Source organism: Synechococcus sp. HK05, from assembly GCF_019104765.1.
Taxonomy (GTDB): Bacteria; Cyanobacteriota; Cyanobacteriia; order PCC-6307; family Cyanobiaceae; genus Vulcanococcus.
Genome location: NZ_JAHRXJ010000004.1, coordinates 133,514 through 147,953, shown reverse-complemented (window position 1 = coordinate 147,953; position 14,440 = coordinate 133,514). Strand labels below are relative to the sequence as shown.

Here is a 14,440-nt window from a genome sequence, read left to right as displayed (position 1 = left end):
TTGCTCCACGATGTCGGTTCACGTCCTGCTGTTCGATGCCGGCAGCGACAACGAGGGGATTCATTCCCTCGAGCTCAATGGCACCACCGTGGTGCTGCTGTTTGAAGACCGCGACGATGCGGAGCGCTATGCCGGGCTGTTGGAAGCGCAGGATTTTCCCGCTCCAACCGTGGAAGCGATCGAGCGGCGCGAGATGGAGGAGTTCTGCAGCAGCGCCGGCTATGAGGCCCGCTTCGTGCCGGCCGGTTTCCTGCCGCAGTCCGCTGAAGACCGTCTGCTGATTGCGCCGCCCGAGAAAAACATGGACGTGACCTCCTGGCGGGATCAGGAGGAGGCCTCTGCGGAGCCGGCCGTGGCCGCTCCCGAAGACCCGATCAGCACCGGCAATGCCGAACTCGAAGATTTCCGCCGCCGCCTTGAGGGGCTGCTGTGAGCGGTGCCTTCGCCGATGTGCAACGGGGGCATTTGCTCACGGAGCAGGCCAACCCCCGCAGCGCCGATCTCGATGCTCTGAGCACCCAGGATCTGGTGGCTGTGTTTGTGGAGGAAGATCGCCGGCCCCAGGAGGCGGTGGCCGCTGCAGCTCCGGCCCTCAGCGCTGCGATCGATGCGATCGCTGAACGTCTTCGCGCCGGCGGCCGCCTCTTCTACCTCGGTGCTGGCACCTCCGGTCGCCTGGGGGTGCTCGATGCGGCGGAGTGCCCGCCGACGTTCTGCAGTCCGCCGGAGTTGGTGCAGGGTGTGCTCGCTGGCGGGGCGCCAGCGCTGCTTCGCAGCTCTGAGGGGCTGGAAGATCTGTTCGATGCAGGTTGTGACGACCTGATCGCTCGGGATTTCCAGGCCAGTGATGCGCTGGTGGGGATTGCGGCCGGCGGCACCACGCCCTACGTGCATGGCGGCCTCACCCATGCCCGTCGCCTCGGTGCTCTCGCCATTGCCATGGCCTGCGTACCGGCTGAGCAGGTGCCGATGCCCTGCGACATCGACATTCGCCTGCTCACGGGGCCCGAGGTGCTGACCGGGTCCACCCGCCTGAAGGCTGGAACCGCCACCAAGATGGCCCTCAACATCCTGAGCACAGGCGTGATGGTGCGCCTGGGCAAGGTCTACGGCAACCGCATGGTCGACGTGGCGGTGACCAACAGCAAGCTCGAGGACCGAGCGCTGCGGATCCTCTCCGATTTAGCCGATGTGGATCGAGATCAGGGCCGGCAGCTGCTGCAGCAGAGCAAGGGTTCGGTGAAGTTGGCGTTGTTGATGGCCCGTCAGGGCATCAGCCCCTCAGCAGCGCACACCCTGCTGGAGCGCAGCGGCGGCCAGCTCCGTTCAGCCCTCGAATGACCCCCAGTAGGGCTCGGTGAGCAGATTCAGGTTCCGTCGCGTCGCGCCGGGCACTTGATCGGCTGGCGTCATCAGGGCATCGCGCAAGGCGCTGTGGGCGGGGCTGGCGGGCCGCTGGACCGCGATCCGCTCAGCGGTGGTGCGCACGATCTGGGTGGCGAGCGCGGCGTTCGCCCGCAGATTGCCGATCACCATCTCCACCGTCACGCTGTCGTGTTCGGCATACCAGCAGTCGTAGTCGGTGGCCATGGCGAGGGTGGCGTAGGCAATCTCGGCCTCGCGTGCCAGGCGCGCCTCGGTGTGATTGGTCATGCCGATCACCGAGCAACCCCAACTGCGGTACAGATTTGATTCGGCTCGGGTCGAGAAGGCCGGCCCTTCCATGTTGAGGTAGGTGCCGCCGCGGTGCAGGGTGCGGCCCTCGGGCATCAAGCTGTCGGCGACATCGGCCAGCAGGCGGCTGAGGCTCGGGCAGAAGGGATCAGCGAGGGCCACATGAGCCACAGCACCCTCACCAAAGAAGCTCTTCGGTCGGTCGTGGGTGCGATCGATGAACTGATCCGGCACCACCATGTCCAGAGGCTTGATCTCCTCCTTCAGCGAGCCCACCGCCGAGGGAGAGAGAATCCAGCGCACCCCAAGGGAGCGCATCGCCCAGATGTTGGCCCGGTAGGGCACTTCACTGGGCAGATAGGTGTGATGGCGACCATGCCGCGCCAGGAACACCACCTCCATCCCCCCGAGCCGGCCCAGTCGCAGGCTGTCGGAAGGCTGGCCAAAGGGCGTATCGATCGTGAGTTCCTGCACGTCCTCCAGCCCCTCCATCGCGTAGAGGCCGCTCCCCCCCAGCACGCCCAGACGGGCCTCGGCAAGGTTCAGCGCTGCGGGAGAAGCCATGGAACGGTGTCGGCTGCAACTCTTCTACCGGAGCACCCATACTGAAACCGTCTGCACCTGTTTTCTCTGTGACCAAAGCCGTGATGGTGACCGACGCCGGCACGATCGAACTGGAGCTGTTCGAAGCCGACGCTCCCAACACTGTGGCCAACTTCGTGAAGCTGGCCAAGGACGGCTTCTATGACGGCCTGGCCTTTCACCGCGTGATCCCTGGCTTTATGGCCCAAGGCGGTTGCCCCAACAGCCGTGAAGGCGCCCGTGGCATGGCCGGCACCGGCGGCCCCGGCTATCAGATCGACTGCGAGATCAACAGCCAGAAGCACCAGGCTGGCACCCTCGCCATGGCCCACGCCGGACGCAACACCGGTGGCTCGCAGTTCTACATCTGCCACGAGGCGCAGCCTCACCTCGATGGCGTGCACACCGTGTTCGGCCACACCGGCAACATGGATGTGGTGCTGGCGCTCAAGAACGGCAGCCGCATCAACAGCGTCACCATCAGCGACTGATCGCCCTGGAGCTGAAGCCCTCAGCTCCAGCGCATCAGCGTGCCTGCATCCACCCGGAGCTGGGGGCGCTTGGCCTGCAGCTCCACCAGCGGGCGTCGCTCCGCTTCCAGGGTGTTACTGGGATGCACCGTGCGCTGGCTGTCGGGGGCCAGCAGCAGGCTGACGCTGCCCGTTTGAGGCCAGCCGGCCATGGTGTGCAACACCTGCGCCAGTTGCGCCGCATCGCCACTGGCCACCAACACCGCCAGATCAGGCTGATTGAGCAGCGCCAACACGCGGGAATGCTCCTCCAGCTCCAGTTCAAGATCGTGGGCCGTGCACCAGTCGCGCAGTTCCTGAAAGTGGGCCGCTTTGGCTTCGCTGCTGAGGTTCTCGTCCCCTGAGGTGGTCCAGGCCAGCACCGCCGCTGGTCCGCGGCCGGCGGGTGTGTCCATGAGATGGCCGAGTTTGACCTGTTTGGTTTGCAAGTAGGCGGCGTTGTGTTGGCTTGGATCCATCACCAGCGGCACGCGATCCTCCACCTGCAGCCCATAGCCGCCGAGGCCCGCGATCTTGCGGGGGTTGTTGGTGATCAGGCGCAGTCGGTGGACCCCCAGGTCGCTGAGGATTTGTGCCCCCACGCCGTAGTTGCGCAGATCAGCGGGGAAGCCGAGGCGCTCATTGGCTTCCACGGTGTCGAGGCCACCATCCTGCAGGGAATAGGCCCGCAGCTTGTTGATCAGGCCGATGCCGCGCCCTTCCTGCCGCAGATACACCACGACGCCTTCACCCGCCGCTTCGATCATCCGCAGCGCCGCCTCCAGTTGCGGCCGGCAGTCACAGCGCAGGGATCCGAAGGCATCACCCGTGAGGCACTCGCTGTGCACCCGCACCAGCACGGGACCTTCAGCCTGTTCGGGCTGACCTTTCACGATCGCCACGTGTTCGCTGCCATCGAGCTCGTTGCGAAAGCCGATCGCCCGGAACTGGCCAAAGGCACTGGGAAGGGTGGCTTCGGCCTGACGGCGCACAAAGCGCTCGGTGTCGAGGCGATAGCGGATCAGGTCGGCGATGTTGATCAGCCGCAACCCGTGCAGCCGCGCGTACTCGACGAGCTGCTGGAGTCGCGCCATGGAGCCATCGGCGTTCTGGATCTCGCAGATCACTCCAGCCGGATACAAACCGGAGAGCCGCGCCAGATCAACGGCCGCTTCGGTGTGGCCCGCCCGCTTGAGCACACCACCCTGTTTGGCCCGCAACGGAAAGATGTGCCCGGGGCGGCGCAGATCAGCCGGCCGTGTTTGCGGATGGATCGCCACCTGGATGGTGCGGGCCCGGTCTTCAGCCGAGATGCCCGTGCTCACTCCGTTTTCGGGGCCCGCATCCACGCTCACCGTGAAGGCCGTTTGGTTGCTGTCGGTGTTGCGATCCACCATCAACGGCAGGTCGAGGGCATCCAGCCGCTCGCCTTCCATCGCCAGGCAGATCAAGCCGCGGGCCTCGGTGGCCATGAAATTGATCTGCTCAGGTGTGGCGAACTGCGCCGCGCAGATCAGATCACCCTCGTTCTCTCGGTTTTCGTCATCCACCACCACCACCATTTCGCCATTGCGAATCGCCGCCAGGCCATCGGCGATGGTGTCGAACTGGAATGCGCTCTGGTTCAGGGGTGGAGGGCCCGCCGGGCCCGGGTTGCAGACACTTTTATAGAGCCCGGTACGATCTGGCGTTCCTGACATCCCGGCATGGCCAGCAAGCGCGTTGCGGTGATCGGCGCCTCCGGGTATGGCGGCTTGCAGACCCTGCGCCTGCTTCAGGGCCATCCGGAGCTGGAGGTGAGCTTCCTGGGCGGTGAGCGCAGCAGCGGCAAACGCTGGAGCGAGCTCACCCCCTTCCTGCCGCTGCCCGGTGACCCGGTGGTGCAAAGCCCCGATCCGGAAGCCATCGCCGCTGCTGCTGATTTCGCGGTGTTGAGCCTGCCTAATGGCCTGGCCTCCACCCTGGTGCCGCCCCTGCTGGAGCGGGGCGTGAAGGTGGTGGATCTCTCCGCCGACTATCGCTACAGCGCGCTCGAGACCTGGAAGGAGGTGTACGCCTCTGAAGCCCGTAGCTTCCCGCGCAACGACGTTGAGCTCTGCCGGGAGGCTGTGTATGGCCTGGTGGAGTGGGAATCCGAGCGCATCGCTGCAGCTCGGCTGGTGGCGGCGCCCGGCTGCTTCCCCACCGCCAGCCTGCTTGCGCTCACACCGCTGCTCAAGCAGGGCCTGATTGAAACCAGCGGCATCGTGATCGATGCCAAGACGGGCACCAGCGGCGGCGGCCGTGCGGCCAAGGAACACCTGCTGCTGGCGGAAGCGTCTGAAGGCGTGGCCCCCTACGGCGTGGTGGGCCATCGCCACACCAGTGAGATTGAACAGCTCTGCAGCCGTGCCTCAGGCCATGAGATCGCATTGCAGTTCACGCCGCACCTGATCCCGATGGTGCGCGGCTTGTTGGCCACGGTGTACGGCCGGCTGCGCGATCCCGGACTTACCGCTGAGGACCTCACCACCCTGCTGCAGGCGGCCTACCGCCATGCACCCTGCGTGCAGGTGCTCCCCGTGGGTACCTATCCCTCCACCAAGTGGGTGCGTCAGACCAACCGTGCCCTGCTGTCGGTTCAGGTGGATGGCCGAACCGGGCAGGTGATTGTGATGAGTGCCATCGACAACATGGTGAAGGGCCAGGCTGGGCAAGGGGTTCAGTGCCTGAATTTGATGGCGGGGCTGCCGGCCGAAACAGGCCTGCCCCTGCTGCCCTTCTATCCCTAGGGCAGCCCGAGGCGTTCGGCGGCCAGTTGCACCGCGAGGGGCAGGATCTGGTGCTCCTGGGCATGGATGCGTGCGGCCAGGCTCGCTGGCGAATCGGTGCTGAGCACCGGCACCGCTGCCTGCACAAGGATCGGCCCGGTATCCACCTCCAGACTCACCAGATGGGCCGTGCAGCCGCTGAGTTGCACCCCTGCGGCCAAGGCTTGTTCGATCGCCTTCGCGCCGCGGAAGCTCGGCAGCAGTGAGGGGTGGATATTCACCAGGCGCTGGGGGTAGGCATCGATCAGGGCCTGGGTCACGATCCGCATCCAGCCAGCCATCACCACCAGATCCACGGCAGCAGCTTGGAAGCTGGCGATCAGGGCCTGATCGAGGGCGTCGCGATTCGGGAACAGGCGGTGATCGTGGAGGGTGCAGGGAACGCCAAGTCGCGCGGCGCGCTGTTCCGCGCCGCAGCCGGGATTGTTCACCACCAACTGACACACGGTTGCCGCCAGCCGTCCGGTTTGGCAGGCCTGCACCAGCGCCTCAAAGTTGCTCCCCGAGCCCGAGGCCATCACCCCAAGGCGCAGGGGGCGCGCAGGATCAGGCTGGTGATCCGGTGGCAACGGCCACTGGATAGACCCGTTGGGCTCGCTAGGGTTCAGACGATCGGGTGTCGGGCCATGTCCCATCTCTCCATCCTGCCAACCGTCCTTCGTGATGAGGATGTGTTGCGCCAGGCGCTTGAGGATCTGGATCTCACGGTGATTCGCGGCGGTGAGCTTCGGGGCTTCGCCAATCAACGGGAAGCTGTTGCGTTGCGCGTGCAGTTGCCGGAGGGAATCTGGCTCGGTTGGCGGCAGGATGCCTCCGGCCAGCTGGCGCTGGTGGGTGATCTGCAGCAGCTCGGCCGCTCCCGCTCCCTGCAGCATTTGATCGGTGCCATTACCCGCCGTTACGCAGCCCGCCAGGCGCTGCGCAGCCTGGCCAGCGATCTGCCCTACGCCACGGCTGATCTCGCCCATGGTCTGAGCCGCTGACAGACACCGTGGTTCAGGTCCATCTCGATCTGAGCGAACCCCAGCGGCATCTGGTTTCGGTGCACATCCAGGTGCAGCCCCGCCTGGCGCGGATGCGGCTGGCGCTGCCGGGCTGGACCCCGGGGTCGTATCTGATCCGCGACTACGTGCGGCTTCTGGAGGGGTTGGACGCCGAGCAGGGCGGCCAGCCCCTGCCCCTTCAGCGCCTTGAACCCGCCGCATGGCTGCTGAACTGTGACCCCTCGGCTGGCCCCCTCAGCCTGCGCTACCGGGTGCTGGCCACGGACCTCACCGTGCGCACGTGCCACCTGGATCACGAACACGGCTTCCTGGCCCTGGCCGCTGTGGTGCTCGAGCTGGAAGGCGAGCGCTGGAGTTCCTATGCCCTCAGCTGCACCCTGCCGGAGGGATGGGAGGCCTTTGTTCCCCTCCCCATCGCCCAAGGCAGTTGGCAAGCCCGCAGCTTCGATCAGCTGCTCGATAGCCCGCTGGAGGCTGGGCCGCACCGGCCCCTCTCCTTTGTCGTGCATGGGGTGCCCCATCGGCTCGTGTGCTGGGCCGGAGCAGCGGGCGAGGAGGCCTGGCTGCTGGAGCGTCACCCGGAGCTGCTCGAGGATCTACGGAGGGTGTGCGAAGCCTGTTGCCGCCTGATGGGGGTGGAGCAGCCGCCCTCGCACGACTATCTCGTGATCCTCCATCTGGTGGATGAGGGCTATGGCGGGCTCGAGCACGACGAGAGCACAGTGCTCATCTACGGACGCCGCAATCTGGAGAAGCCCAATGGCTACCGCCGCTTCTTGCAGTTGGTGGCCCATGAGTATCTGCACCAATGGAATGTGCGGCGACTGCGGCCCGCTGAGCTCACGCCGATCGATTACCAACGGCCGCCTGTGGTGCCCAGCCTGTGGTTTGCCGAGGGGGTGACCAGCTACCTCGACCAATTCCTTCCCCTCAGCGCTGGTCTCACCCAGCCCGATGAGCTGCTCACCGACCTCGGCGACGATCTCAGCCGCTACCGCCTCACTCCAGGCCGCTTTGTGCAAAGCCTGCGTGAGAGCAGCCAGGAGGCTTGGGTGAAGCTCTACAAGGCCGATGCCTATTCGGCTGATTCCCAGGTCAGCTACTACCTCAAAGGGGCGGTGATCGCCCTGTGCCTCGATCTGCACCTGCGCCGCTGTGGTGGTTCGTTGCTGCTGGTGTTGCGCCAGCTCTGGCGCAGCCATGGCCGTTGGGGGCGTGGCTACAGCGAAGCAGACCTCATCACAGCCTTTGCCGCCGGTGCACCGGATCTGGCCACCCAGCTCCCGAGATGGCTGCAGGACCTCGACGATCCGGATCTCGATGGCTACCTATCGAGTGTGGGCTTGCATCTGGAGGCAGAGATGGCCAGCGTGCCGTGGGTGGGGCTGACGACGCGTCAGGAGAGCGGTGGCCTCACCGCTGCCCGCGTGGTGCGCGGTGGGCCGGCGGAGCAGGCCGGCGTGATGGTGGGTGATGAGTTGGTGGCCCTCGATCAGCAGCGTCTCAAGACACCAGAGGATTGGACGCAGGCGCTCACCAGCGAACGCAGCCAGACCCTGCTGATTACGCGGCGATCCCAGCTCCGCAGCCTCTGCCTCTGCCCGCTCGCCCCACAGGTGGAGCGTTACGTGCTCAAGCAGGTGCTTGATCCAAGCGCCGATCAACAGGAGGCCCAGCGCCGTTGGCTGCAGCAGCAGCCCTGCGCTGATCCTGCGGCGGTGGCCTAAGTGGTGCGCCCCTTCCCTGGACTCAAGCCAGCCCGGCCGATGGGATGGCCAGCAGCGGTGGCAGGAGCCACCGCTCTTCTGGCTCTGGCCGCTGCCGCTCTGCATCTGGTCCGTGAGCCGGTGCTGGTGCCGCTGCCTGAGGCTGTTCAGCGTGCGAAGACACCTGCACCTCCGCAGCAGGCGGCCTGGATCAGCCCGTTGGCCCGCCAGTGTTCCAGCCCAGACCGCGCCTTACGCGAACGCCTGCTGACCTTGCAGCGCAGCCTGCCTGGTGCCACCCGCCGCATCAGCATTGATCCAAGCAACTACGGCGAACGCACCGGCGTGGATGCCTACGGCAACACGGTGGACACCACCCCATCGCTGGTGGTGTTGCACGAAACCGTGTACGGCATCGGATCAGCCATCAACACCTTCACCACGCACCATCCCCATGACCACGACCAGGTCAGCTACCACGTGCTGATCGGTGAGGACGGGCAGGTGGTGCAAACCCTCGACCCGGCCAAACGGGCGTTTGGAGCCGGCTACTCCGCGTTCAAGGGCCGTTGGGATGTCACCAATCCCGCGATGGCCGGTTCAGTGAACAACTTCGCGCTGCATCTCAGCCTGGAAACCCCGCTGGATGGCGAGGACGCTGATGCGGGCCACAGCGGTTATTCCAGCCGTCAATACGACGCACTGGCCGTGGTGCTGGCGGATTGGATGCGGCGCTACCGCATCCCGTTCGACCACATCACCACGCACCGCCATGTCGACCTTGGCGCCGAGCGGGCCGACCCCCGCAGCTTCGATTGGTCGGCCCTGCAGCAGCGTCTGGCAGCGATCGGCGCCCTCTGTTGAACAGCCTCAGGTGACGCGCCTCAGCCTCAGATCAGAGAAGGAGCTGGCTTGCGTCGTTCTCCGAAGATCAGTCCATGCAGCTCAGGGTCCTGCATGTAGCGCAGGATCCGGGCCGGGTAATCGAGCTTGCCGTTGTGCAGGTAAGCCAGCGTGGCCACCGTTTTCGCCCGGCTGCGGTGCTGACTCACATCGAAGGTGGCGGCCGCTGGTTGGTCCAACAGCGTGAGCAAGCGTCCCATCTTGCCAGCGAGCAGTTCCACATTCCGCTCGGGATCGAGCAGTTGGTTGCGGGCTTCCGCCACTTCGGCAGGGGTGGCGTCTTCGCGCAGCAAGCCCTGCTTCACCATTTCGCTGAGGCCTAACTGGGCAGGACCATGGGTGCTGAACAGGCCTGAGTGGGCCGCCAGAGGAAGGTCTTCCCCTGGTTTGGCGTGCTGCATTTCGTCGAACAGGATCGCCGCCAGCAGCATTGGGTTGATGCCCGTGCGGTTGCTTTCGCGCCACACCACCGGCCGCAGCGACTCCAGACGCGTGACGGTGTGGCTGCGCAGGGGTGTGAGCTGATCGACGCCGCGGGTGAACAGTTGGGCCAGCTTGGGCTGCGGGCCGTGCACGCCAAAGCGACGCTGCAGTTCTTTCAGTTCTTCAGCGGTGAAGGTGGTGGGGTCGGCTTCGGGCTGCTCAGCGAGGCTCGATCGCTCGCGGATGGGGCTCGGGCCGCTGCGCAACCAGGCGCTGCTGTTGATGCTGCCCAAGCTGAGCATGGCCAAGCCAAGCGCCCCAGCGCACAGCGCGGTGCGGGTGCTGCGGTAGCGAAGGGGCTTGCCCAGAACTGTGTGCGTGTTAACCAAAGCTTACGAAGCCTGTCCAGATTCGCCGGGTCGGTCGTAGTTCGGTTGTGTGCTTGTCCACACAGTCGCGTTTCAGTCTCGAGTTTTCCTGGACTTCAGGCCGCAAAAGGGTTTGCCCGTGGGGATTTCACCGATAGGTTCCAAGGGCGCCTGCTTGCACCGGCTCGATGACACCCACCGCTTCCGCCCCCGGCGTTGACGCCCACAGCCAGTGGCAGCGGTTCTGCAGTCAGCTTTGGCATAACCCGAGCCTGGGCTTCTGGCTCGATGTGAGCCGCATGGGCCTGGATGAGGCTGTGCTCAGCAGTCTCAGGCCCCGCTTCAAGGAGGCCTTCCAGGCCATGCATGCGCTCGAGGGCGGCGCGATCGCCAACGCCGACGAGCAGCGGCAGGTGGGGCACTACTGGCTGCGCAATCCGCAGCTGGCTCCCGATCCCGCCAGCGGTCAGCACATCCAGGAGGAGATCGATCGCATCGAGTCCTTCGGCCGCGATGTGTTGAGCGGTGCCATCCAGCCCGCTGCTGGGGATCGCTTCACCGATGTGCTCTGGATCGGGATCGGCGGTTCAGGTCTGGGCCCCCTGCTAATGATTCGCGCGCTGCAGGATCCCGGCGCTGGCCTTCCCTTCCACTTTTTCGACAACGTCGATCCCGACGGCATGCGCCGCACCCTCGCCTCCCTGGGCGAGCGGCTGAAGACCACGCTGGTGATTGTGGTGAGCAAGTCGGGCGGCACGCCTGAACCCCACATCGGCATGCTCCAGGCCCGCCGCGCCGTTGAAGCGGCCGGTGGCACCTGGATTCGTCAGGCGGTTGCTGTGACCATGCTCGGCAGCCGCCTCGATCAGGAGGCCGAGCAGGGCGATTGGCTGGCCCGCTTCGACATGTTCGATTGGGTGGGCGGGCGCACCAGCATCACCAGTGCCGTGGGCCTGCTTCCCGGTGTGTTGATCGGCTCCGACATCCGCGCCTTCCTGGCGGGTGCCGCTGAGATGGATGCCGTCACCCGGGCCGCCACCAGCCTCGACACCAACCCCGCTGCGCTGCTGGCGGCGGCCTGGTTCCATGCCGGGGGTGGTCGGGGCCAGCGCGACATGGTGGTGCTTCCCTACCGGGACCGGCTGGAGGTCTTCAGCCGCTACCTGCAACAGCTGGTGATGGAGAGCCTCGGCAAGAAGCTCGATCGCCAGGGCAACGTGGTGCATCAAGGCATCGCTGTGTACGGCAACAAGGGCTCCACCGACCAGCACGCGTACGTGCAGCAGCTCCGCGACGGCGTGGATAACTACTTCGTGACCTTCATTGAGGTGCTCGAAGATCCCGGCGACATCCCCCCGCTGGAGGGTGAAAACCCCGGTGATTTCCTGGATGGTTTCCTGCAGGGCACCCGCTCAGCCCTCACCGAGGAGGGGCGCTTCAACCTGAGCATCACCATGCAGAAGCTCGATGCCCGCAGCCTTGGCGCTCTGATTGCGCTGTTCGAGCGGGCCGTGGGCTACTACGGCGAACTGGTGAACATCAACGCCTACCACCAGCCTGGCGTGGAAGCTGGCAAGAAAGCGGCGGCGGCGCTGCTTGATCTGCAGGCCCGCCTGGAGCAGGCGATGGGTCACAAGCGCGAGCACACCCTGGCGGAGCTGCAGCAGCTGATGGAACTGCCGTCACCCGAGCCGCTCTACTGGATCCTGCGCCACCTCTGCGCCAATCGCCGCCACATCGCTGCGCGCGGCGACTGGGGCCAGCCCGAAACGCTGGTGTTCACCCACGACTGAGGCCCGGCCTCAGGGCACCAGGTTCACGAGCTTTCCGGGCACCACGATCACGCGGCTGGGGGCTTTGCCTTCCAGCCACTTGGCGGCGATGTCGCTCTCGAGGGCCAGCTTCTCCAGGGTGGCCTTGTCGGCATCGGCGGGCACCTCGAGGTTGCCGCGCACCTTGCCCTTGATCTGGATCACCAGGGGCACGGTGTCGCGCACCAGGGCGCTGGCATCGGCTGAGGGCCAGCGCTGGGCGTGGATGCTGCTGCTGCCCAGGGCATCGCCGGCGTTGCGGCCGCCGAGCTTGAGCCAGAGCTCTTCGGCCAGGTGGGGCGCAAAGGGGGCCAGCAGGATCAGCAAGTTGCGCAGGGCCTCGCAGGCAATCACCTCACTGCTGCCCTCGAGGTGGGTGCCCATCGCGTTGCTGAGCTTCATCAGCTCTGAAACGGCGGTGTTGAACTGGTAATCGCCGTCGAGGTCGTCGCTGATCTCGGTGATGGCGGTGTGCACCGCTCGCCGGAGCTCTTGTTCTGCCTGGTTCAGTGATCCGGCGGCGATGGCCTTGGCCACCAGCTCGGGGCCACCGGCGCCCGCCGCCAGGCTCAGGCCGCGCTCAGAGGCGCCATCCACCAGGCGCCAGATCCGCTGCAGGAAGCGGAACTGCCCTTCCACATCGGCGTCGTCCCACTCGAGATCCTTCTCCGGCGGTGCTTTGAACAGGATGAACATCCGGGCGGTATCGGCGCCGTATTTGTCGATCACCACGGCCGGATCCACGCCGTTGTACTTCGACTTCGACATCTTTTCGTAGAACGTCTCCAGCACTTCTCCACTGGCTGGATCGCGGGGATCGGTGGGATCGGCCACATCGGCCGGTGCGATGTATTTGCCGGTGTGGGGGTTCTTGTAGGTGATGCCCTGCACCATGCCCTGGGTGAGCAGGCGCTGGAACGGTTCATCGAAGCTGAGCAGGCCCCGGTCGCGCAGCACCTTGGTGAAGAAGCGGGAGTAGAGCAGGTGCAAGATCGCGTGCTCGATGCCGCCCACGTACTGATCCACGGGCAGCCAGCTGTTCACCGCCTCTTTGCTGAAGGGCAGGTTGGTGTTTTTGGCGTCGCTGTAGCGCAGGTAGTACCAGCTGGAGCACATGAACGTGTCCATGGTGTCGGTTTCGCGCTTGGCGGGTTTGCCGCAGCAGGGGCAGCTCACGTTCACCCAGCTCTCCAGTTGGGCCAGGGGTGAACCGCCTTTGCCGCTGAAGGCCACATCGCGGGGCAGCTCCACCGGCAGCTGATCGGCGGGGACGGGCACCACGCCACAGCTGTCGCAGTGGATCACCGGGATCGGGCAACCCCAGTAGCGCTGGCGGGAGATCAGCCAGTCGCGCAGGCGGAATTGCACCTTCTCGCGGCCCCAGCCCTCGCTTTCGGCGGCCGCAGTGATCACTTGCTTGGCTTCGCCGCTGGGCAGGCCATCGAAACGGCCGGAGTGGATCAGCACACCGGCTTCGGTCCAGGCGCCGCCTTCGAAGGCGTGCTCATCGCTGCCTTCGGGAATGATCACCTGCTGCACCGGCAGTTCGTACTGGCGGGCGAACAGAAAATCGCGCTGGTCGTGGGCGGGCACACCCATCACAGCGCCGGTGCCGTACTCGGCGAGCACGTAGTCGGCGATCCAGATCGGAATCAACTCGCCGTTGGCGGGGTTGCGTACCTGGGCGCCAATCGGCACGCCGCGCTTGGGCTTGTCTTCGGCGGTGCGTTCCTGTTCGCTTTGACGCGACACCAGATCGCAGAACGCCTCCACGGCGATCTCCTGGTCAGCCGTAGTGAGCTGTGCCACCAGCGGATGCTCCGGTGCCAGCACCACATAGGAGGCGCCGAAGATCGTGTCGGGCCGGGTGGTGAACACGGTGATCCGCTCGTCCGTGTCGTTGCCCTTGGCATCCACCACGCTGAACTGCAGCTCGGCGCCGGTGCTGCGGCCAATCCAGTTGGCCTGCATCGTGCGCACCCGCTCCGGCCAGCCCTCGAGCTTGCTCAGGTCGTCGAGCAGTTGCTGGGCGTAATCGGTGATCTTGAGGAACCACTGGCGCAGCTTGCGCTTCTCCACCAGGGCGCCGGAGCGCCAGGAGCGGCCCTCGCTGTCCACCTGCTCATTGGCGAGCACGGTTTGATCAATGGGGTCCCAGTTGACCGTCGCGTCTTTTTGATACGCCAGCCCGGACTCGAGGAACTGAAGGAACAGCCACTGGGTCCAGCGGTAGTAATCGGCGTGGCAGGTGGCTACTTCGCGATCCCAATCGATGGAGAGGCCCAGCTGGTTGAGCTGCTCGCGCATCGAGGCGATGTTCTGGTCGGTCCAGGCGCCGGGATCCACGCCCCGCTCGATCGCCGCGTTTTCCGCCGGCAGGCCAAAGGCATCCCAGCCCATCGGGTGCAGCACCTTTTTGCCGCGCAGCCGCTGCACCCGCGCCACCACATCGGTGATCACGTAGTTGCGCACATGGCCCATGTGCAAGTTCCCCGAGGGATAGGGGAACATCGACAGGGCGTAGAAGGCGTCGTCGCCGGGCTTCAGCTCTGGCGTGTCATGCAGGCCGTTCTCTCGCCAGGCCCGTTGCCAGCCGGTTTCGATCGCCTGGGGTTGGTAGCGGCTGCTCTCGCTCACGGACGGGCTGGGG

The 14,440-nt window shown here is 65.8% G+C and carries 13 protein-coding genes; 8 read left to right on the top strand and 5 right to left on the bottom strand.

What is annotated here, in order from left to right:
* Window positions 1–10 precede the first annotated feature (10 nt).
* Window positions 11–433 (top strand): DUF3110 domain-containing protein, encoded by a 423-nt coding sequence (locus KUL97_RS03995; RefSeq protein WP_217795685.1) that lies wholly within the window; start codon window positions 11–13, stop codon window positions 431–433.
* Window positions 430–1,341 carry an N-acetylmuramic acid 6-phosphate etherase gene (gene murQ, locus KUL97_RS03990; RefSeq protein WP_217795684.1) on the top strand — a complete coding sequence of 304 codons (912 nt, stop codon included), beginning with the start codon at window positions 430–432 and terminating at the stop codon, window positions 1,339–1,341. Before KUL97_RS03995 ends, murQ begins: the two co-directional genes overlap by 4 nt.
* Here the strand turns inward: murQ and KUL97_RS03985 are convergent.
* Complete coding sequence (locus tag KUL97_RS03985) at window positions 1,327–2,238, bottom strand: S-methyl-5'-thioadenosine phosphorylase (protein WP_217795683.1); 912 nt, start codon at window positions 2,236–2,238, stop codon at window positions 1,327–1,329. The two genes, murQ and KUL97_RS03985, sit on opposite strands and share 15 nt — an antisense overlap.
* A gap of 68 nt (window positions 2,239–2,306) precedes the next feature.
* Here KUL97_RS03985 and KUL97_RS03980 point away from each other — a divergent pair, with 68 nt between their 5' ends.
* Window positions 2,307–2,747, top strand: a complete 441-nt coding sequence (locus KUL97_RS03980) for a peptidylprolyl isomerase (protein WP_217795682.1) — start codon at window positions 2,307–2,309, stop codon at window positions 2,745–2,747.
* Between the two features lie 20 nt (window positions 2,748–2,767).
* On the opposite strand, the gene ribBA is transcribed toward KUL97_RS03980, so the two are convergent.
* Window positions 2,768–4,465, bottom strand: a complete 1,698-nt coding sequence (gene ribBA, locus KUL97_RS03975) for a bifunctional 3,4-dihydroxy-2-butanone-4-phosphate synthase/GTP cyclohydrolase II (RefSeq protein ID WP_303246107.1) — start codon at window positions 4,463–4,465, stop codon at window positions 2,768–2,770.
* Between the two features lie 6 nt (window positions 4,466–4,471).
* Between ribBA and argC the strand changes: the two genes are divergently transcribed.
* Window positions 4,472–5,536 (top strand): N-acetyl-gamma-glutamyl-phosphate reductase, encoded by a 1,065-nt coding sequence (argC, locus tag KUL97_RS03970; protein WP_217795681.1) that lies wholly within the window; start codon window positions 4,472–4,474, stop codon window positions 5,534–5,536.
* Here the strand turns inward: argC and purN are convergent.
* Window positions 5,533–6,093, bottom strand: coding sequence for a phosphoribosylglycinamide formyltransferase (purN, locus tag KUL97_RS03965; protein ID WP_254896174.1), 561 nt, complete (start codon window positions 6,091–6,093; stop codon window positions 5,533–5,535). The genes argC and purN overlap by 4 nt on opposite strands.
* A gap of 108 nt (window positions 6,094–6,201) precedes the next feature.
* On the opposite strand from purN, the gene KUL97_RS03960 reads away from it, so the two are divergent.
* Genes KUL97_RS03960 through KUL97_RS03950 form a run of 3 tightly spaced genes read left to right on the top strand, consistent with a single transcriptional unit; the run spans window position 6,202 to window position 9,149 of the window.
* Window positions 6,202–6,558 (top strand): DUF1257 domain-containing protein, encoded by a 357-nt coding sequence (locus KUL97_RS03960; protein ID WP_217795680.1) that lies wholly within the window; start codon window positions 6,202–6,204, stop codon window positions 6,556–6,558.
* 8 nt (window positions 6,559–6,566) lie between these two features.
* Complete coding sequence (locus KUL97_RS03955) at window positions 6,567–8,306, top strand: PDZ domain-containing protein (protein ID WP_217795679.1); 1,740 nt, start codon at window positions 6,567–6,569, stop codon at window positions 8,304–8,306.
* 39 nt (window positions 8,307–8,345) lie between these two features.
* Window positions 8,346–9,149, top strand: a complete 804-nt coding sequence (locus tag KUL97_RS03950; protein WP_217795678.1) for an N-acetylmuramoyl-L-alanine amidase — start codon at window positions 8,346–8,348, stop codon at window positions 9,147–9,149.
* Window positions 9,150–9,175: 26 nt separating this feature from the next.
* Here KUL97_RS03950 and KUL97_RS03945 read toward each other — a convergent pair whose 3' ends face one another.
* Window positions 9,176–9,913: a helicase DnaB gene (locus KUL97_RS03945; RefSeq protein ID WP_217795677.1), complete on the bottom strand. Its 738-nt coding sequence runs from the start codon at window positions 9,911–9,913 to the stop codon at window positions 9,176–9,178.
* 254 nt (window positions 9,914–10,167) lie between these two features.
* Between KUL97_RS03945 and KUL97_RS03940 the strand changes: the two genes are divergently transcribed.
* Window positions 10,168–11,772: a glucose-6-phosphate isomerase gene (locus tag KUL97_RS03940; RefSeq protein WP_217795676.1), complete on the top strand. Its 1,605-nt coding sequence runs from the start codon at window positions 10,168–10,170 to the stop codon at window positions 11,770–11,772.
* A gap of 9 nt (window positions 11,773–11,781) precedes the next feature.
* Here the strand turns inward: KUL97_RS03940 and leuS are convergent, their stop codons facing one another.
* Window positions 11,782–14,427, bottom strand: coding sequence for a leucine--tRNA ligase (leuS, locus tag KUL97_RS03935; protein WP_217795675.1), 2,646 nt, complete (start codon window positions 14,425–14,427; stop codon window positions 11,782–11,784).
* Window positions 14,428–14,440 lie beyond the last annotated feature (13 nt).